This is a genomic window from Cobetia sp. 14N.309.X.WAT.E.A4 (genome assembly GCF_030397495.1).
Taxonomy (GTDB): domain Bacteria; phylum Pseudomonadota; class Gammaproteobacteria; order Pseudomonadales; family Halomonadaceae; genus Cobetia; species Cobetia marina.
Window position 1 is genome coordinate 198,194 of sequence record NZ_JAPNXT010000007.1, and the last position, 20,043, is coordinate 218,236.

At 63.4% G+C, this 20,043-nt stretch carries 16 protein-coding genes; 4 read left to right on the forward strand and 12 right to left on the reverse strand.

The genetic code is table 11. The annotated features are described in order from the left end of the window. Window positions 1–137: 137 nt before the first annotated feature. The gene (gene dctP / locus OW493_RS11600; RefSeq protein ID WP_077376697.1) at window positions 138–1,229 is read right to left on the reverse strand and encodes a TRAP transporter substrate-binding protein DctP; all 1,092 of its coding nucleotides are present in this window, start codon (window positions 1,227–1,229) and stop codon (window positions 138–140) included. 711 nt (window positions 1,230–1,940) lie between these two features. Here dctP and OW493_RS11605 point away from each other — a divergent pair. Continuing rightward, complete coding sequence (locus tag OW493_RS11605) at window positions 1,941–2,888, forward strand: hypothetical protein (RefSeq protein WP_289864260.1); 948 nt, start codon at window positions 1,941–1,943, stop codon at window positions 2,886–2,888. 20 nt (window positions 2,889–2,908) lie between these two features. Here the strand turns inward: OW493_RS11605 and OW493_RS11610 are convergent, their stop codons facing one another. From OW493_RS11610 to OW493_RS11650, 9 genes are all read right to left on the reverse strand, one after another. Beyond that, entirely contained in the window at window positions 2,909–3,361 is a 453-nt protein-coding gene (locus OW493_RS11610; RefSeq protein WP_077376692.1) for an Lrp/AsnC family transcriptional regulator, read from the reverse strand. Window positions 3,362–3,551: 190 nt separating this feature from the next. Then, window positions 3,552–5,267 carry a bifunctional UDP-sugar hydrolase/5'-nucleotidase UshA gene (gene ushA / locus OW493_RS11615; protein ID WP_289864261.1) on the reverse strand — a complete coding sequence of 572 codons (1,716 nt, stop codon included), beginning with the start codon at window positions 5,265–5,267 and terminating at the stop codon, window positions 3,552–3,554. 351 nt (window positions 5,268–5,618) lie between these two features. Next, entirely contained in the window at window positions 5,619–7,049 is a 1,431-nt protein-coding gene (locus OW493_RS11620) for a solute carrier family 23 protein (RefSeq protein WP_077376686.1), read from the reverse strand. Window positions 7,050–7,322: 273 nt separating this feature from the next. Continuing rightward, window positions 7,323–7,631, reverse strand: a complete 309-nt coding sequence (locus OW493_RS11625) for a putative quinol monooxygenase (RefSeq protein ID WP_289864262.1) — start codon at window positions 7,629–7,631, stop codon at window positions 7,323–7,325. Between the two features lie 173 nt (window positions 7,632–7,804). After that, the gene (gene nfsB / locus OW493_RS11630; protein WP_077376681.1) at window positions 7,805–8,464 is read right to left on the reverse strand and encodes an oxygen-insensitive NAD(P)H nitroreductase; all 660 of its coding nucleotides are present in this window, start codon (window positions 8,462–8,464) and stop codon (window positions 7,805–7,807) included. Window positions 8,465–8,650: 186 nt separating this feature from the next. Further along, window positions 8,651–10,195, reverse strand: coding sequence for a guanine deaminase (gene guaD, locus OW493_RS11635; protein ID WP_289864263.1), 1,545 nt, complete (start codon window positions 10,193–10,195; stop codon window positions 8,651–8,653). After that, window positions 10,192–11,190, reverse strand: a complete 999-nt coding sequence (xdhC, locus tag OW493_RS11640) for a xanthine dehydrogenase accessory protein XdhC (RefSeq protein ID WP_289864264.1) — start codon at window positions 11,188–11,190, stop codon at window positions 10,192–10,194. The genes guaD and xdhC overlap by 4 nt, the downstream gene beginning before the upstream one ends. Continuing rightward, a complete protein-coding gene (xdhB, locus tag OW493_RS11645; protein WP_289864265.1) occupies window positions 11,187–13,601 on the reverse strand; it encodes a xanthine dehydrogenase molybdopterin binding subunit in 2,415 nt (804 codons plus the stop codon). Before xdhB ends, xdhC begins: the two co-directional genes overlap by 4 nt. Further along, on the reverse strand, window positions 13,579–15,135 hold the full coding sequence (locus tag OW493_RS11650) for an FAD binding domain-containing protein (protein WP_289864266.1): 1,557 nt from the start codon (window positions 15,133–15,135) through the stop codon (window positions 13,579–13,581). The genes xdhB and OW493_RS11650 overlap by 23 nt, the downstream gene beginning before the upstream one ends. Window positions 15,136–15,475: 340 nt before the next feature. Between OW493_RS11650 and OW493_RS11655 the strand changes: the two genes are divergently transcribed. Beyond that, window positions 15,476–16,153 (forward strand): TetR family transcriptional regulator C-terminal domain-containing protein, encoded by a 678-nt coding sequence (locus OW493_RS11655; RefSeq protein ID WP_084209727.1) that lies wholly within the window; start codon window positions 15,476–15,478, stop codon window positions 16,151–16,153. Between the two features lie 140 nt (window positions 16,154–16,293). On the opposite strand, the gene OW493_RS11660 is transcribed toward OW493_RS11655, so the two are convergent. Both OW493_RS11660 and OW493_RS11665 read right to left on the reverse strand, forming a co-directional pair. Beyond that, complete coding sequence (locus OW493_RS11660) at window positions 16,294–16,869, reverse strand: hypothetical protein (RefSeq protein ID WP_289864267.1); 576 nt, start codon at window positions 16,867–16,869, stop codon at window positions 16,294–16,296. Continuing rightward, complete coding sequence (locus OW493_RS11665) at window positions 16,866–17,222, reverse strand: hypothetical protein (RefSeq protein WP_077376667.1); 357 nt, start codon at window positions 17,220–17,222, stop codon at window positions 16,866–16,868. Before OW493_RS11665 ends, OW493_RS11660 begins: the two co-directional genes overlap by 4 nt. A gap of 424 nt (window positions 17,223–17,646) precedes the next feature. Here OW493_RS11665 and OW493_RS11670 point away from each other — a divergent pair, with 424 nt between their 5' ends. Together OW493_RS11670 and OW493_RS11675 are read left to right on the forward strand one after the other, a co-directional pair. Further along, window positions 17,647–18,561 (forward strand): MurR/RpiR family transcriptional regulator, encoded by a 915-nt coding sequence (locus tag OW493_RS11670; protein WP_205632693.1) that lies wholly within the window; start codon window positions 17,647–17,649, stop codon window positions 18,559–18,561. A gap of 621 nt (window positions 18,562–19,182) precedes the next feature. Then, a complete protein-coding gene (locus tag OW493_RS11675) occupies window positions 19,183–20,037 on the forward strand; it encodes a transporter substrate-binding domain-containing protein (protein WP_077376664.1) in 855 nt (284 codons plus the stop codon). The last annotated feature ends 6 nt before the right edge of the window (window positions 20,038–20,043 follow it).

The following is a 20,043-nucleotide window of genomic DNA, read 5'->3' on the forward strand; positions in this document are numbered from 1 at the left end:
ACATGACCTCACGAACGCCACGACGGGACAGGCCGTGGCGTAGACAGGGGGAGCAGGGATGACACCAGCGGTGATCCGTTCAGGCACTGGGGACGTGAGCCACAGGTACCGCGACGGGGGAGGTTCGATGTCAGCCGTCAGAGTGCCAGGAAGGTCTTCTCGCTGACGGCGGCCCATTCCTTGTGTTGATCGCGGAAGGCCATGAACGACTCGTGCACACGTGCGGTGTCCGGATCGGCGGCCGCCATGTCGGTCAGCGTCTTCTCGGTGACTTCCTTCAGGCGCGCCACCACGGAATCGGGCAACGGCTGAGCGGTGACGCCCTCGTTTTCCACCAGATCATTGAGCGCTTCGGCGTTCACCGACTCACACCAGGCCTGGCTCTCGACATTGCACGCCTGAGCGGCGGCCTTGACGATGGCCTGCAGGTCTTCCGGCAGACTCTCCCAGGCGGCCTTGTTGATCATCAGCTCGGTCACGTTGGTCGGCTCATGCCAGCCGGTGGTGTAGTAGTACTTGGCAGCCTTCTGAAGCCCCAGACGGCGGTCCTGATAGGGCCCGACGAATTCGGCGGCATCGATGACACCGCGTTCCAGCGCCGGGAATATCTCGCCGCCCGGCAACAGGCGCACGGCGACGCCCAGCTCGGCATAGACCTTGCCGGCAAGTCCCGGGATACGCATCTTCAGGCCTTTCAAGTCCTCCACCGTGTTGATCGGCTTGCGGAACCAGCCGGTCATCTGCACGCCGGTATTGCCCATCGGGAAGGCGATCAGTCCCTTGGGGGCGTACAGCTCATGCCATAGCTCCAGGCCGCCACCGTGATACAGCCAGGCATTCATGCCCTGGGTATTCATGCCGAAGGGGACGGTAGTGAAGTACTGGGCAGCGGGAATCTTGCCGGCCCAGAAATAGGCATTGCCGGCGTTCATCTCCACCACGCCACTGGCGACGGCATTGAAGCCTTCCAGTGCCGGAATCAGCTCACCGGCCGCAAAGTGCTGGATCTTCATGCGCCCGCCCGACATGGCTTCCACCTTGCGGCAGAAGTCGGTCGGGCTACCGGGGCCCTCGACATAGAAGGGCGATCCCGGGCCGTAGGCATTGGTCATCTTCCATTGATAGGTCTTGCTGGATTCCGCGCGCACGATGGCGGGCGCACCCATCACGAGTCCAGCGGTTGAGGTTGCCAGAGCGGCACCCAGGAACTTGCGACGATCGAATGTCATGGGAGGTTCTCCTGCGGACGGATGACCAGTAGTGCCCCTGCGGCGGTGGATGTGCGGATGCGGCAAGGGGAGCCTGTACGGCGTGCTGACATCGAGGTCAGCGATCTTGTTGTGTCGGTGTTTCTGCATGCTCTTGAGTAGCGATGTCTTTCATTTGTCAGTTTTGAGGCTGTCATTTGTCATCGCGCTACGAGGATGACTCTGCAAGCCGTGTGCCATTTCGCCGCCTGAGAAATTTTTCCAATTATTTCAATGAAATATGTACAGGCAGAGGGCGCTGCTTTCCGTTGAGAATGCGCGCATGCGTCTCCGGAGTTGCACATGTGAGACCGTGGAGCCGCTGATGTGCGGAGTTCAGTGCCTGACAAATGTCAGAAGATGACGCCAATCGCGGCATTTGTTCATCGATAGCATTACGGAAGGTGACATCTGGCTCGCGAATGTGGGGTGGTGATGACCAATTGTCATGCTTGCCGCATTACGGTGCGCTTGAGTCATCGCGGTGCATTACCTCTGAACGAGGCTGTCAGGAAAGGGCTTGGCACGAGAGGGCTGAGCGGTGCGTGGGCTGATAGGGACGGGGGGCAGGGAGAAGAGAGAGCTGGGCGGAGAGAGCCGACAGGGACATGAACGGGGCCGGTGATTGCCGGGCGATGACGACAGTCAGCAAGCCCGGTGGCATCATGCGGCTTTGCCCTGTTGGAGCCTTGCATGTCACCTCATGATTCTGACGATTCCGCTTCTCCCACGCCGGCCACGTCTGCCGTCTCCTCCACGCCTTTCGCGAGACATGCTGGCGTGCGCCTGCCTGCCGCCCCCGGCGCACCCACTGACGCGCGAATACCCCGGGCCTTCCTGATCGCCATCCTGCTGGTAATGGCAGTGCTTGCCTGGTGGGAGTTGCCCCAGCAGTGGGCTCGCGATGTCATCGATGCCACCCTGGGGCAGGCCTTCAGCGCCTTCGCCATCGCCAAGGGCCTGAACGCGACCATCTCGGTGCTGCAGTCCTCGACCATCGACCTGCAGGTATTTCAGGTCTCGCCCGGGGAGGCGCTGGACCCCGCCAATGACATGATCGAGCGCTTCTCGTGGGTGATGTTCGCGGCGACCGGCTCATTGGCGCTGCAGAAATTGCTGCTGGGCATCTCCGGTTCCGTGATCATCAAGAGCATGACCACCGTGGCCTGTCTGCTGGCGGTGTTCGGCCTGCTGGCCGAGGGCAGGCGGGCAGACAGCGAAGCCGGGCGCGTCCCTCCCTGGTGGCAGCAGGCACTCGTGCGCCTGGCGCTATGGGGCATCGCGCTGCGCTTTGCCGTGCTCAGTGTCGCGCTGGCCAGTGGTGCGGCAGGCCAGACCTTTCTCGATGACAGCCGAGATGCGCAGATGGCGCAGCTGAGCGTGACGCAGCAGCAGCTGGCGGAAGTGGCGGACAAGCAGGTGGGAGGCGAGCACGAGGAACGCAGCTGGTGGCAGCAGTTCAAGGGCAGCATGGAAGGCTGGGTCGGTGGGCCGATCACCAGTGTCACCGAGGGCTTTGATGCCATGACCGACAAGGTGATCGACCTCACCATGCTGTTCATCACCCAGACGGTGCTGTTTCCGTTGGGCTTTCTGTGGGTCACCATGCGCTTGCTGCGTGGGTTGGGTCGCATGCACTGATTCGCGACCCCGGTGCGTGCTTATAGCCGTGCGCCGCCACGACGATGCTTGACACGTGTCATCAGCGACTTGCAGTCGACGGAGAGAATCTCGTCACGATTGAAGATATGTTCGCGCACGAAGCTGTCGAAGGCTTCGTAGCTGTCGGTGAGGGTGTGGATGTGCAGGCTTTTCAGGTCGCTCATGATGTAGAGGCTGACCACCTCGACACAGGCGGAGAGTTCCTCGGCGATGCGCTCGATGGCGCTGGGCGCGACGGTCAGGTCCACGAAGGTGGAGATGCCCTTGCCGAGCTTGTCCGGGTTGATGACGGCGGTGAACTGCTCGATCACGCCACTCTCGACCAATGCCTGGACGCGTGAGCGGGCGTGAGCACGCGAGATGCCCAGCTTGCGGGCGATGTCGGCATAGGACATGCGGCCGTCCTTGATCAGCAGGTTGAGCAGTTCGCTGTCGGTGCGGTTGAGGTTCATGGGCCAGGGTCTCGACGGTCTTTGTGGTGGTGGTGCGCATGGCTTATCAAACCTGTGCGATCCGCACTTGTATAGTCCGACGTCAGCCTCTGGTGAGGATATCCCGGCTCTGGAAACGACTACGGGACGCCTTGGCGTCCCGTAGTGGTCTATCTCATTCGATCACATCGCGTCGCGAACGCGTTGAGCGTCACTGATAGACGATCTCGCCCTTCGGGGCGTACGCCGAGACATCGATCGGGCTCTGCTCGGCAAGGTAGGCCTTGAGCACATCGGCATCGACGAAGCCGGTATCCAGGTAGCCCGGCAGGTCAGTGACCTTCGGATAGCCATCCCCGCCGGCGGCATTGAAGCTCGGGACGGTAAAGCGATATTGCGCGCTCATGTCCAGTGGCTGGCCCTGGATCATCACGTCAGAGACGCTGCCCTCGGCCCGGTCGACCTGCATGCTGATACCGGCGAACTGGGCATAGGCGCCGGAGTCCACCGGCTGGGTCGCCACGGAATTTAGGTAGTCGAGCACCTCGCTGCCCGACATGCTGACGACCCCCACGGTGTTGCCGAAGGGCAGTACGGTCAGCACATCCTTGTAGGTGATCTCTCCTTCAGGCAATGAGGCGCGCACGCCACCTGAGTTCATCACGCCGAAGTCTGCCTTGCCGGCCTGCATGGCGGCGGTGGCGATCAGGCGGCCCAGATTGGTCTGGGCAAAGCGCACCACGTCGCGATCCCCCTCCAGCTTGCCGTTGCTCTGCGCGACGGTGACATTGAGCTGCGCCTGGCCCTTCTCTTGATAGGGGCGCAGGAACTCGAGCAGCTCACTGTCCTCGGCGATTTCCTCCTTGACCAGCACCTTGTGACGCTCGCCGTTCACTTCGACGGTCTTCTTGAGGTTCACCGGGATCAACTGATAGTTGAGCATGGTCAGCTCGCCATTGCGGAACTCATAATCGGCACGCCCCACGTACTTGCCCCACTCGTGTGCCTGCACGATGTAGGTGCCGTTCTGACGGTCCGGCTGGCAATCATCGCCGGGCGCAAAGTCCGCCATCCGGTTGACGCCCTCCATGCACACCGGCTCCTGGGAGTGCCCTCCGACGATCATGTCCAGCGCACCGGTGGGCAGGTAGCGCGCAAGCGTGACGTCGCCCGGCGCGTTGATGCCATGCTCGGCATTCTGATAATGCCCCATGTGGGTGACGGCGAAGATCAGGTCTGGCTGCTCATGCTCGTTCAGTTGCTCGATGACCTTGCGTGCCTCTTCCTTGGGATCGCGAAACTCGAGATTGCTGAAGTACTCGGGATTGCCGATGCGCACGGTGTCTTCGGTGGTCAGGCCGATCACCGCGATATGGACGCCGTCTTCATCGAAGATCCTGTAGGGCGCGAACAGACGCTCGCCGGTGGCCTTGTCGTAGATGTTGGCGGCCAGCATCGGGAAATCGGCCCAGTCGCGCTGCTTGAGCAGCACGTCCAGCGGGTTGTCGAATTCATGATTGCCCACCGCCATGGCGTCATAGCCGATGCGATTCATGCCCTTGAAGTCGGGTTCGGCCTGCTGCAGATCGGACTCCGGCACGCCGGTATTGATGTCTCCGCCGGACAGCAGCAGCACGCTGCCACCCTCGGATTCCACTTCGGCGCGGATACGGTCGACCAGCGTCTTGCGTGCCGACATGCCGTATTCGCCATCGCTGCTGCGCCAGAAGCGACCGTGATGATCATTGGTGTGCAGCACCGTCAGGTGATAGGACGTGTCTGCCTGCCATTCATGGTCCTGATGGCTGGCGCAGGCGCTGAGCGTGCTCAGCAATGCAGCCCCCAGCAAGGTCTTCAGCGCCAGGCGCGAGCGGGGGGATGTGCGCAAGCCCGGCGCGTTTGATGAGGTGAGTCGTGTGTTCAGCATGAGCGATACGTTCCTTGTGTCTGGCTCCGAGGCGCTATGGCGCCTTCCAGCCTGAAAGTGCTGATTGTCAGGGTGCCGATTGCATGACTATTGATGAGAAAGCGCTTATGTGTAGTGGGTGAAGGGTAACCGATGGCAAGGCACACCGCTGTACGAGTCTGTCTTGCCATTGTGGAGATTGGATGACCTGCTCAGGAAGTGCGAGCTGTACGCCGTTTGCGTGCGTCAGCGAATGGCGTGAAGAAGTGCACCTGAGCTGAAGAAGCGCGACTGGCCTCAAGAGGCGACCGACATGAAAAAACCGGCCAATGATGCGCCGGTTCTTTCATGTCTCATTGCGGCGCCTGCGGCTCAGGCGTGTTCCTGCTCCGCGCTGATGCTGTCGGTGGACTCACGCTCACTCGCTTTGGGATTGAACACCTCGGCATCTTCCATCTTCGGCAGCAGCAACTCGGCGAGGATGGCAGTCAGGCCGCCCATGGTGATCGGCGAGCGCAAGGCATCGGCGAAGGCCCCCGGAATCGCGTTCAGCACATCCGGTACCATGCCGACGCCCAGGCCAAGCCCCAGGGCCAGCGCGATGATCATCATCTCGCGACGCCCGATGGGCTGCGCCATCAGGATGCGGATGCCGGAGACGGCGATCAGCGCGAACATAAGCGTGGTGGTGGCACCGAGCACCGGGCGCGGCATCTGCGTGAGCAGGGTGGCGATGAAGGGCGACAGGCCCAGCAACAGCAGGAAGCCCGCCACGTAGCGGCCCACATGGCGGCTGGCGATACCGGTCAGCTGGATCACGCCGGTGTTCTGACTGAAGGTGGTGTTGGGGAAGGTGCCGGCCAGCGCGCCGAGTGCGGAATTCAGGCCATCCCCGAGCACGCCGCCGCGCAGACGCTTCTGATGCGTGTCGTCATCCACGGCGAGCCCCGAGGCGCGTGCGCTGCCGGTGAGATCGCCGACGGTCTCGATGGCGGTGATAATGAAGATGAAGGCCACCGGCAGGAAGGCGGCCAGCGAGAAGTCGAAGCCGGTATTCAGCGTCGCCGGATGCGGCAGAGCGATCAGTGCGGCATCCGCCAGTTGCGGCGCATCGTACATGCCGCCCAGCGCCGCGATGATGCAGCCGACGGCCATGCCGATGAAGATGGAGGCGATTCTCAGCCACGGGTGACGCGAGACCTGACAGGCCAGTACCGTGATCAGCACACAGCCGGCCAGCGCCAGATTGGCGGGAGCGCCGAAGTCCGCGGCACCGAAGCCGCCACCGATATCCGTCATGCCGACCTCGATCAGACTCAACCCGATCAGCATCACCACCACGCCCGTCACCACCGGTGTGATGACGCGCTTGAGCCATGGCAGTACCGTGCCCAATGCCATCTCGATCAGGCTGCCGGCCAGACAGGTGCCGAACAGTACCGCCAGCACCTGTTCGTCACTGGCATTCTGGCTGCGCGCGATCAGGCCGGCGGTGATCAAGGCCGATACGAAGCTGAAGCTGGTGCCCTGGATGCTCAACAGCCCCGAACCGAATGGCCCCAGGCGCTGGGATTGAATCCAGGTGGCGATCCCGGAGACCACCAGCGCCATCGACAGCAGACTGGCGGTATAGGCACCGAGCGATAGCGCACTGGTGATGATCAATGTCGGTGCAATGATGCCCGCCAGACTGGCCAGCAGATGCTGGGCCCCGGCGAGCGCCGAGATGGGCACGGAGGGGCAGCTCTCGAGGCCGAGCAGTGGCTCGTCGATCCCCTTGTGCTGGGAGGAAGCTTGGGTCATGGGACGCTCCTTGTCGGCTCGCGGCAAATGCGGGAGGAATGGGCTGATGATCGAGGATGACGATGCGTGATCACGCCATGCGATTCGCGGGCGGGCAATTATAAGCAAGAAGTGAACCAATATCAGGTGTCTTTTGCTGTCACGACGTCTTGTCGCCGAGGCACTCGATGACTGGCCGGATAACGCAGGACCCCGCCGAGCGTGACTCGGCGGGGTCCTGGAATTGACGTCCCTGTGGCCCGGGCAAGCGGGTGCAGGGTCAAGCGGCTGGCGTCAGACTGTCAGCAGACGTTGGATCTTGAGGCCGATCTCGCCTTCCGCGAAGGCCCCCAGGAAGCCCTGGAAGTGCTCGGATGCCACGTGGGCTTCCAGCGCTTCTTCATCCCACCATTCCTCCAGTACCACGAAGTCGCCTTCCGGTACCGGCTCGCCTTCCTCGACCTGCTTGTCTACCGCGAAGAGTTCATACTGCAGACAGCCCTTGTCGGACTGACTCTTCTCGACCAGGTCGGCGAGAATGTCACGGGCCTTTTCCTGCTGGTCGGCGGGGAAGGTCAGAGCCGCGATAAGCTTGAGAGACATGGCATGAATCCTTTCGTGAACGAAAATGATGACGCGTGAAGCGGATGCCCCACGTGACCGGCGAACGATGGGACATGAGCAGAAACGGTGTCATGTCCGATGGGCGGATGCAATGCGGCAGGCACGGAGCCCCGTGGGGGAATGCGCTGCCCGCCGCTCGATGCCCCCTGCGCTTACAGGCGAGTGAAGAGTTCGTCTGCCGGCAGACGGGACTTGGGCAGTTCCGCATTGAAGTCGTCAGCGGCGCGATAGCCAAGGCTCACGGCGACCAGGGCGTTGAAGCCTTTCTCGCGCAGCCCGAATTCGGCGTCCAGCGCCACCGGGTCGATGCCTTCCAGCGGCACGGTGTCGATGTTCAGGCTGGAGGCGGCATACAGCAGGCTGCCGTAATTGAGGTAAACCTGCTTGTCCATCCAGTGCTGCATGTCCTTGAGATCATGACGATGCAGGTCGATGAACAGACGACGCGCGCCGTCCATCATGGCGCTGAACTCGTCATCCTTCTTGAAGCGACCATCAGAGGCTTCGGTATCCAGCAGATGGTTCAGGTAGTCGTCGTCCAGGGTAGTGCGGGTGCAGAACAGCACGACGTGGGACGCATTGGTGATCTTCGGCGAGTTGAAGGCGTACTTGTCATCCGTACCGGCGCGTGCGAAGCGCTGCTTGGCATCGTCAGACTCCAGCACCAGGAAGTGCCACGGCTGGGAATTGACGCTGGAAGCGCTCAGGCGCATCACGTTTTCCAGTTCCTGCCAGTCGGCGGCGCTGATCTTGCGCGCCGGATCGAAGGCCTTGGTGGAATAACGACGTTGCATGATGGCAGTGGGAGTCATGATGACGGACCTCGTAATGCGTCGACACCTCTGAGGGTGCCCAGGACGTTGAAAGAAGATGGCGCCATCATAACGAGTGGACTCAGCGTTGAGTATCCATGTCTCACGCACCTTTATGATGAAAAAATGGCACCAATTCTATAAATTGGCACCATTTGTCAGCATGTTGTCACACCTGTGATGCCCTCAGGGCATTAATGCTTCCGCCTGTGGGCGTGTCTTCGCAGCGGGGTGATCACTCAGCAGCATGCCGTGCCGTTTGCGGCAGCGGCCCGCCACATGCACCTCGCGAATCGCGCGGTCATCCCCGAGCATCATCAGGGCGAACAGCACCTCCCCCAGCGGTACCTGCTGTGGCTGTCCCCAGCGGGTACGCCGCGCCAGCAAGTGAGTCGCCGTGGGGTCGAGCACGATCACGTCCGCCTCCATCCCCGGACGCAGGTTGCCGACCTTGTCCTCCAGCCGCATGGCGCGCGCATTGCCCAGCGTCAATTGATAGAAGCCCTGCCAGGGCGTCAGTGGCTGGTTGGCACGTGACGCAAGCCCCGCCACATCATGGGCGACCGCACCGTGCAACTGACCGACCTGATAGGCAGCCTTGAGGCTCTCCAGCTGACACAGGCTGGAGCCACCGCCGACATCGGTGGCGATGCTGATGTTGATCCCCTGATGGCGGGCGCTGGCGCGATCGAACAGCCCGCTGCCGAGGAACAGGTTGGAGGTCGGACAGATGGCGATGCTGGCGCCACGATCCGCGATGCGCTGGCGCATGCCATCGTCCAGGTGGATGCCGTGGGCGAAGGTGGTGCGCTCGTGACTCAGGCCGACATCCTCATAGACCGCCAGATAATCCCGAGCCTCGGGGAACAGTTCCGCCACCCACTTCACTTCATCCAGGTTCTCGGCCAGATGGGTCTGCAGGTGCAGGTCCGGCTGGCACTTGAGCAGTTGACCGGCGGCCTTGAGCTGCTCGGGGGTGGAGGTCGGGGCGAAGCGCGGGGTCAGCACATAGCCGAGGCGATCACGCCCGTGCCAGTCCGCGATCAGCCGCTCATCGTCCTTGAGCGCGATGACGCCTGAATCGAGCAGTGCCGGCGGCGCATTGCGATCCATCATCACGCGACCGGCATGCACACGCATGTCGCGGCTCCGCGCGGCCCGGAACAGGGCATCGGCACTGCTGGCATGCGAGGTGGCAAACACCTGGGCACTGGTGGAGCCATGACGCAGCAGCTCATCGAGGAAGATCTCGGCGACCTCGGCGGCGTGCGCGGGGTCGGCAAAGCGCTGCTCGGCGGGGAAGGTGTAGGTATTCAGCCAGTCGATCAGGCAGTGACCATAGCTTGCGATGATATCCAGCTGCGGGAAGTGCACATGGGTATCGATGAAGCCTGGCATCATCAGACCGGTGACGCTGTGCGGCGGGCTCAGGCGGACAAGCTCGTGCATGTCGCTATGCGCGACAAGGGCGGAGCAGTCGCCCAGCGCCACCACCTTGCCGGCGTGCATCACCAGCAGGGCATCCGCGTAGTACTCGATGGCGGGGTCCCGCTCGCCTGACGCAAGCGTTCCTTGCGGGTCGTCCAGAGGCTCATCCAGGAAGTGCAGCAGGGCGCCACGCAACAGGCTGACGCTTTCTGGGGCCTTTACGGCCGAGCGCAGCGCCGCCGTCAGTCGGCGGTCATCCAGGTGGCAGGCCACAGATAGCGGGGTGTCTTGGTCAATCATCATTCGGCCTTCCGTGTCGGTTCTGTCTGGTGCATCGCGTCAGGGGCAAGGCGGGCGCGCAGCTGGCGGGCACCCTTGCGCGTCAGGCCATTGCCGTCCAGTGATGGGGGGTGTGACGAGGTTGGGGAGTTCGCGTCGTCGGTCTGCTGGGCGGCTCGGCTGGCCTGCAACTGAAGCAGTTCGGCCACCACCGCGATCGCGATCTCCTCGGGGCGTTTGCCCGGAATCCCCGACACACCGATCGGGCAACGAATGCGGGCGACCTCGTGCTCGTCGAGATCGCCGCGCAGGCGCTGGCGAAAGCGCGCCCACTTGCTGCTGGAGCCGATCAGCCCCAGCGAGGCCAGGTCATCGCGCGGTGCAAGAGCCGCCACCAGCGCCTGGTCCTCGACATGATCATGGGTCAATACCAGCACATGACTGCCCGCCCTCACTGGCAGCGAGTCGGAGGCCGGCGCCGCTTTCGAGAGCGGCAGGTCCGTCAGGATATTGAATGTCTGGCGCTGCACACGGCCCTCACTGCCCGCAGGAATCGTGGCGGACTCGAGCTGCTCGGCGCGTGAATCCCGCCAGTCGATCTGCCAGTCCAGCGGCGCCAGGAGGTGGACGATGGCCTGACCGACATGGCCGGCGCCGAACAGGGTCAGCCGTGGCGCAAGCGCCGGGTACAGCTCGATCAACACCTGCACGTGGCCACCACAGCATTGTTGAGCATGCTGGCCCAGCGCGATCTCCTCGAGATGACAGCCCGATTGTCCCTGCGCCAGCATCGCTCGGGCGCGCTCCACCACCAGCTGTTCCAGCCGGCCGCCGCCGAGGCTGTCGTGCAGCGTATCCGGGGTGATCAGCATCTTGCTGCCGGCACCTCGCGGGGCGGAGCCCGCCACCGTCACCACGGTGGCCAGGGCATGGGCCGTCAGCGCTGCCTGTGCCTCGGCGAGCGCCTGATACCAGCGGCCCGTCGTGGCACTCTTGATTGCCCTCTTGATTGCACTCATGACGGCACCTGCGTTGGCTCTGCGCCAGCAGTGGCGTGCTGCTCCCGCCAGTCACGCTGCTCACGCGCCGCCAGCATCACGCGTTCCGGCGTGGCCGGGGTATCCAGGCGCACTGCGCGGCGGTAGTCGGTCAACGAGGCCAGCGCATCGCGCAGCGCCGCCCACACGCTGATGGCGAGCATGAAGGGGGGCTCACCCACCGCCTTGGAGCGATAGATGCTGGCGGCCGAGTTGGGATGTCCTTCCAGCAGGCGTACCGTGATCGCGCCGTCGGGTACGTCGCTGATGGCGGGTATCTTGTAGGTGGCCGGGCCATCGGTCAGCAGGCGACCCTCCTCGTTCCACTTGAGTTCCTCCGTCGTCAGCCAGCCCATGCCCTGCACGAAGCCGCCTTCTATCTGGCCGATGTCGATGGCCGGATTGAGCGAATCTCCCACATCGTGCAGGATCTCGGCGCTTTCCAGTCGGTATTCGCCGCTCAAGGTATCGACGACCACTTCACACAGCGCCGCGCCGAAGGCGTAGTAGTAGAAGGGGTGTCCGGTGCCACTTTCGCGGTCGTAGTGGATGTCCGGGGTGGCATAGAAGCCCTTCTCGGAGAGCGAGATGCGTTCCAGATACGCCGCCTGGATCAGCTCCCCCCATGTCATCAGTACGCCGCTCGGGCCATGCAGTTCGCCATTGTCGAGGCTCAGGCTGGCGCGTGGCTGGGCGAGATGTTCGGCGGCGAAGTCGAGCAGGCGCGCCTTGAGGCGCAGGCAGGCATCACGTGTGGCCATGCCGTTGAGGTCCGCTCCCGAACTTGCCGCGGTCGGTGAGGTGTTGGGTACCTTGTCGGTGCGCGTGGCGGTGATGCGCACCCTGTCCACGCTCAGGCCCAGCTCACGGGCCGCGACCTGAGTGATCTTGGTGTGCAGGCCCTGGCCCATCTCGGTGCCGCCATGATTCACCTGCACGCTGCCATCCGTATAGACATGCACCAGGGCGCCGGCCTGATTGAGGTGCTTGGCGGTAAAGGAGATGCCGAACTTCACCGGCGTCAGCGCCAGCCCCTTCTTCACCACCGGATTGGCGGCATTGAAGGCGCGAATCTCGGCACGACGCGCCCAGTAGTCGCCCTGCGCCTCGAGCTGGTCGATCAGCGTGGTGAGCAGTGGGTACTGATTGACGTGCTGGCCATAATGCGTGGTCTCACGGCCCTCGCAGTAGAGGTTGCGCTTGCGGATCTCCAGCGGGTCGCGCCCCAGACGCCTTGCGATATCCTCCATGGCCGCCTCGATGGCGAGCATGCCCTGCGGACCACCGAAGCCGCGGAAGGCGGTGTTGGACGCCACGTTGGTGCGGGCACGGATACCGCGTACATGGGCATTGCCGAGGTAATAGGCGTTGTCGGCATGGAACATGGCGCGATCGACGATGGCATCCGACAGATCCGGCGAGTGGCCGCAGTCGCCGGTCAGCTCGATGATGGCGGTGTCGATGCGCCCGCTGTCATCGACACCGAACTGGTAGCGGTGATGGAAGGGATGGCGCTTGCCGGTCAGGCGCATGTCGTCATTGCGGGGCAGTCGCAGTCTGGCGGCCCGCCCCGTACGACGCGCCACCAGGGCTGCCAGACATGCCACCGGCGCGGCCTGGGTTTCCTTGCCGCCGAAGCCGCCTCCCATGCGACGGGTTTCCACCGTGATGGCATGGAAGGGCACGCCCAGCACCTCGGCGATCAGCTTCTGGACTTCACTGGGGTGCTGGGACGAGCTGTGCACCAGCATCTCGTCGTCTTCACCCGGCAAGGCCAGCGCTGCCTGGCTCTCCAGATAGAAGTGTTCCTGTCCACCGCTCTCAAGCTCGCCTTCCAATTGCCAGGCGGATCTGGCAAGTCGTTCGCTGACGCTTTCGCGTGTCGCTGCCCGGCCGTTGGTCAGACGTGCCTGGGTATGGGTCGGGCGCACCAGATCACCGCGACTGGCGGCCTGGCAGGGGTCAAGCGTCAGTGGCAAGGGGGTCACCGCCACCTTGGCCAGTCGCGCCGCCTGACGCGCCGCCCGCTCGCTCTCGGCGGCAACCACGAACAGCGCCTGACCATGATGACTGATGCGATCACTGACCAGCAGCGGGTCGCCGGGGAAGACCGGGCCGACATCGCGGTGGCCGGGGATGTCTGAAGCGCTGAGCACACAGACGACGCCGGGGGCGGCCCGCACCGCCTCGAGTGTCAGGGAATCCAGAGTGGCATGCGCGACCTCGCTCATGCCGATGGCCAGGTGCAGCGTGCCTGCGGGGAGTGGCAGGTCGTCGACGTAGCGTGCCGTGCCACTGACGTGACGCTCGGCGCTCTCATGCTGATGTGACGGCGAAGCGTTCGTGGCCGGAGTGGCACTGGGGTCGGACTCAAGACTGTGCAAGGTACGCATCGAGGCTCTCCAGTGGCATGAGGGGGGCAGTCGCGTGACGTTCATTGTGGATTCGCTGCGCCACTCGGGGGACCAGATGGCTGGCAGCCAGCAGACGATACTCGCGGGAGCCACGCACGTCCGAGAGAGGCGAGAAATCGGCCTGGATGGCCTGTTCGATCCTGTGGCGAGTGAGGGTGTCGAGCTGGGCGGGCGTGAGCGATTCCAGCGTTTCACGGCTCAGGAGTGCCTCGAGATGCGGTGCACGTGCCGGAATGCCGGCCATGCCGCCGAAGGCGACTCGCCAGTGCTGAGCATGGCCACTGGCATCGCGCCGCCAGGCGAAGACCCCCAGCAGCGTGGAGATGTCATCATCTCGCCGTTTGGAAAGCTTGTGGACCGCCAGCCGCTGATTGTGCACCGGCCGCGGCAGGAAGAGGGAATGGATGATCTCGTCCGGCATCAATTGGGTGCGCTTGTAGTCGAGGAAGAAGTCCTCAAGCTTGAGGATGCGCTCCCCATCGACACTCATCAGCTGGAGATAGGCCTCCAGCGCGATCAACAGCGGCGGCATGTCCCCGATGGGTGAGGCGTTGCCGATGTTGCCGCCCAGCGTGCCACGATTGCGGATCTGTTCACTGCCCAGGCGAGTGAGCAGGTCCGCGCCCTCGGGATAATGTTCACGCAGCAGTGGCATCAGCTGGCGGTAGGTCACCGCAGCGCCGATCCACCAGCCTGCCTGGCCGGCGTGTTCCCCTTCCTCGATGGTGCCAAGGGCCGCGACACACGTGGTATCGATCAGTGCCGGGAAGTCACGCAGGCGTTGCGTGTATTCGAGCATCAGATCCGTGCCCCCCGCGATCAAGGGCGCCTCGGGATGTGCGGCGCGCAGCGCCAGCAGCTCTTCAAGACGGGTGGGACGATGGAAGGTGTTTGAGCCTGTCAGTTCGCTATCTCGCTCGCGACGGGACGCTGAATTCGTCTCGCCAGTGGCGGCCTGACAAGCTGCCTGCCCGGATGACAGCAGGGTGGCCGGCCCGAATTCTCCCTGCAGCAGGCGATGGGCAGCCTCGCGTATCGGTCGATAGCCTGTGCAGCGGCACAGATTGCCGCCCAGCGCATGGTCGATCATCTGGTCGCGCCGCGCGGCATCGAGACTCTCGCCCTCTGCGCTGCGCAGCTGATGATCGGCGTGCAGCACCGCCAGGCTCATGGCGATGCCCGGGGTACAGAAGCCACATTGGCTGGCGTGGGTCGTCACCAGCGCTTGCTGCACCGGGGATAGCGAGGAGGTGGCGGTCTCGTTCGCCAGTCCCTCGATGGTGATCAACTCGCAATCCTGCAGCTGGTGGGCGGGCATCAGGCAGGCATTGACCGTCGTCATGGGCTGGCCCGGCACCTGCAAGGCAATCGTGCAGGCGCCGCAGTCACCGGACGCGCAGCCTTCCTTGGTGCCGGTATGCCCCAGAGAGGTGCGAAGGGCTTCAAGCGTTGTCGTTCCCGGTGCAGGCGCGGGCAGCTGACGCGCGTGTCCGTTCAAGGTGAAGTCGATCATGCAGGCATCCCGTCAGGTCGTCTTGTCATTGTGGTGCCTTCAGGCGTATGGCACAGCCGAATCTGGGCATTGCGGGCCCGATTGGCGTCTTCGAGTGTCAATGTAACAGCTCATGTTGTATTTCTAGCAAGAATCTGACCAAATGGTCAGCCCATGGTGTGGTATTTTTGCGTGGGTGGCGCAAGTGCGCGTCAGGAGAGCGACGCATCGAGCGTATCGCGCCTGCCCGGGGTGAGCATTCTGACCACAGCATCGTGACGTGAGGCCGAAATCGAAGGTCATGTTCCGGTGCTGTGGTCAAGATGCTCGAACGATAACGTCTATTTGATGAGTGATGCTGATGCCTGCAGATTCTCCTTCTTCCCTGTATGCCGAAGTTCGTCGTTCCCGAAGTGCGGAATTCAGTCCGACACCGACCAGCTCTCCCCGTGAGCAGGCGGAAAGTCGAATCATGGAAGCTGCCGAGTGTGTCTTTGCCTGTCACGGCTATCGTGGCAGCACACTCAAGCAGATCGCGGACGTGGCCGAGTTGCCCAAGGCCAATCTGCTGTATTACTTCGGTTCCAAGGAAAAGCTCTATGTGCATCTGCTGGAGCAGACGCTGACGCGCTGGAATGCGTCACTTGAGGACATCACGGCCGATGATGACCCGCGCGAGGTGCTGGAGGCGCTGGTGCGCGTCAAGCTCAAGCTGGCACGCCAGGCCCCACAGGCATCGCGCCTGTTCGCGGCGGAGGTGATCAGCGGCGCGCCGTTTCTGCGTGACTATCTCAGCGGAGAGTTGCGCCAGTGGGTCCAGGCGCGCTGCGAGGTGATGAAGGCGTGGATGGCAGCTGGCAAGCTGCGCGAGGCGGAGCCGATGTGGGTCATCTATCTGATCTGGTCCACCACGCAGCACTACGCGGACTTCGCCGCCCAGATCGACCAGCTGGGCGGTGCGCCGCGCACGGATGAGGACTGGGAACAGCTGGCGGACTTCGTGGCCAGCACGCTGTGTGATGGTCTCTGTCCGCGCTGAGCCATCGGTTCGGCCAGATGGGTCATGGCAGACACGACAACGCCCGCTCCGGTGTTCCCGGCGCGGGCGTTGTCGTGTCTGCTGGTGCGTGTCATCGGAATGTCGTCGAGATGAGGGAAGGGGGAGCCGGAACAGGAGGCTCAGCTGGCCAGCTCAAGTGCACTCGCGGCCTTGCTCGTCAGGTGGGCGCCGTTGCGTTGCTCCGGCTCACAATGCTGATGCATCTGCCAGCCATCGCGGGCGTCCTGCGCCAGATAGATCAGTGCGGCATCGGCAGTGAGCCAGAGTCTGGCAAGATCACGTTGATGTCGGGTGCGGTTGGCAATCGGCAGGGCATCCGCACACACGATGACCACCGGCGCCTTGAGCAGCCAGCGTGGCGCATGGCTTGGCCAGCTGTGGTGCACGGCGTCCAGCCAGGGCGCCTTGGGGCTGGCGGGGGAGGTCTGCCAGCGCCAGCCACGGCCGATTTCCAGGATGCCGCGTGAGGTCCACAGGAGGCTGCGACGTGGCAGCTGGGTTTCCAGGCTTGCCAGCAGCGCGTTGTCACTGTCGGCGAGTGACTGGATGGCGCCCCGCTCGAGCGCCAGGCGCTCGCCGGCATGCAGTCCGGCGTTGATGTCGAAAGTCACGCGCATCACGGGTTCGGCGTTCACTGCGCAGTTTTCCAGCGGGATGTGCATGCCGCATTCCATGCCGATGGTATAGACACTCATGCCAGCATGCCCCGACGGACCATGCTGTGACGCAACAGGGTCTGATGACGATGCTCGGCTTCCCAATCCGCGTGCACCTTGTGGTTGATGTTCGGGTCAAAGACGGCCTGTTGCTGGGCGACGCGTGATGCGTCGATATCACCGACCGCACGGGTGTCGCTCACCTGCGAGGACATCAGCAGGGGCGGAGCTTCGTAGCCCATTGCCATCACGCCCAGCAGTTGTGAGGCGCAAGCGGGGGTATCAGCGGCTTTCTCTGCGCCCACTGTCAGAGGAGTGAAGGTCTGTGCGGCAAGCTTGTGAGTCATGGCCCGACAGGTATCGAGCAGAGTGGTCATCGTAGAGGTGGCCATGAGACAACTCCTTGCGCCACGCGAGCGCTTGATCGGTAAATTTGCCATCTTGGTGTTCGGTGGGTGTCCTGTCGGGTGGTGCATTGCCTGTGCCCGCTGGGTGCCCACTTCATGTATAGCGATCTGCATGCCGCTCCAGGGAGAATTACGCCAAAACAACCACTTGGTGAACACGTGCTGAGGCCGTGCCTGTCATCGCCCGCCCTGCAGCTCATGTGATGGGCCGAATTCCCGGGTCAACCGCCACCCGAGAGGGCAATTGATGCACTGTCACCTTGCCGCTGGCCCGACGCTTGCACTGTGATGAGGCACAATGACGTCTGCGGCATCCTTGAGCCCCGGGCGCGACGCCAGTCCCCCGTTGCCATATCAGACCCTGAGTGGCGGCCCACGGGGTGCCATGACACCAGAGAGACCCTTCGCCATGACTCAAGCCACGCGTGATGACTCCAGTGCTTCAGCCACTGACTCCGAGATGCCTTCTCGCGCTGCGGCAGCGTCGCTGGCAGGCCAGAGCCTGCATCAGCGCCTGACTCACCACCTTGAGCGATTGACCCCCAACGAGCAGCGTATCGCGCGTTTTCTGCTCGCGCATCAGGATGAGCTGGCGCTCTACAATGCCGCCGAGCTCTCACGGCTGACGCATGTCTCCAAGGCTACCGTCAGTCGCCTGTTTCGCCGCCTCGGCTATCAGGACTTCCGGGAGGCACGTGATCAGGCGCGCAGCCTGCGTCATGCGGGCGTGCCTGTCGTCTCGAGCACGCCCACGCCAGACCACCATCAGCGCCACTATGAGCAGGAGTGCCGCAACCTGCGTCAGGCACTGGCGGCGCTGGACATGCTCGACATGGAAGCGCTGGGCCGCACCCTGGCCAATGCCGAACGCTTGCAGATCATCGGCTTTCGCAACGCCTATCCGCTGGCACTGCATCTACGCCAGCAACTGCTGCAATTGAGAGGGCAGGTGGCGGTCCTGCCCCAGCCGGGCCAGTCACTCGGGGAGGAGGTCGCGCGGCTGAGCGCCAATGACGCCGTGGTGATATTCGCCATGCGCCGGCGCCCGCAGGGGCTGGCACGCCTGCTGGGGTGGCTGGGCCAGGCTCCCTGCACGGTACTGCTGGTTTGCGATGACAGCCTGAGCGAGATCCCTGCCGGTATCGAGCATGTGCTGCGCTGCCCGCTGGACAGTGTCAGCGCCTTCGACAGCTATGCCGCCGCCATGAGCCAGATCAACCTGCTGGCCACACGCCTGCTGCATGACGACCTCGTCGCTGGTCGCAGCCAGATTCGCCGGGTGACGGACACCTTCGAGTCACTCGAGGAGCTGGGAGACGGCTAGCAGTGTCATTGCGGTTGCCTGCGCTGCCGCCCATCCCATCACGATGCTTCTCGCCCTGCGGGTTGCGCGCACCCGCAGGGCGCATGGGCTGCCTGATTGCACCAACAGTGTCCCTTTTCATGTCGATGACGCCCGGACACTGTGCGTTCGAAGAAGCGTCATCGAGGGCGTGCAACGCAACTTCTCTCCCTCGCACTGCCTTCCCGCTGGTATTCCAGCCCGGCCTCTAGCCCGCCCCAGGCTCTCTTGAGGCCCGTCATCTGGCCTGTCTTCACGCCTGCACTTCATCACCTGAACCATTGTCAGGCGAGCGCCTCGTGCACGTTCGGGCCCTGCTGGCGTGGCGTTGGCACACTCGTTGCAAAGATGGATAAGGGAATCACTTGTTTCATTGGTCAGGATTTGAGTTTCACGTTGCCCGCCAATGCGACGAGGAGTCAGCGGACAGGACTCGTCCGATAGGGCCCACCAGACAGGGCTTGTTGAAGAGGGCTTGCCAGACAAGCCCTCGCGAACCACCACTGCGATAACCACCAACAACAATGAAACGCCCCAGGGCGCCGAGCGCATGATGAGTCGTTCTCCTCAGCGCTCGGAATTGACTGACACCGGAGTCGACCGATGAGCAAGCGTCACGAGAGCAAGGCCTTCAAGCACGCATCACGCACAGGCAGCACGCAACGTCTTGGCAACTGGTTGCGCAAGGGGATTCTGCTGGCCGTCTGGGGCACGCTGGCCGCCACGGCCCTGACGGCCCGTGCGGATGCGCTGAGCGATATCACCGACAGCGGAGTGCTGAAGGTGGCCGTACCACAGGATTTTCCACCGTTCGGCTCAGTCGGGCCGGACCTTGAACCACGCGGCTACGATATCGACATGGCGCGTTATCTGGCGGATGAGATGAACGTGAAGCTGGAGCTGGTGCCGGTCACTTCGGCCAATCGCATCCCTTACCTGCAGACCCGCAAGGTCGATCTGGTGATCTCGAGTCTGGGCAAGAATCCGGAGCGTGAGAAGGCGATCGATTTCTCCGATGCCTATGCACCGTTCTTCCTCGGCGTGTTCGGTGAGAAGGGCAGTGAGGTGGACTCCGCCCAGGGGCTGAGCGAGAAGACCATCGGCGTGACACGTGGCTCGGTGGAAGACATGGAGCTCAGCAAGGTGGTGCCGGAATCGACCACCGTGAAGCGCTTCGAAGACAACAACACGACGTTGTCGGCCTTCCTGTCAGGGCAGGTCGAGATGATCGCCACCGGCAACCTGGTCACCGCCGCCATCGCCGAACGCAATCCCTCCCGCGTGCCGGTCAGTGTACTGCCGCTCAAGAACTCTCCCTGCTATGTGGGCATGCGGCATGACACGCCGGCGCTCAAGGCGCGCGTGAACGAGCTGATCGCCCAGGGGATCGAGGACGGCACGCTCAACGCGCTCTCCGAGACCTGGTTCAAGGCGCCGCTGCCGTCACTGGATGCCTGAATCGAG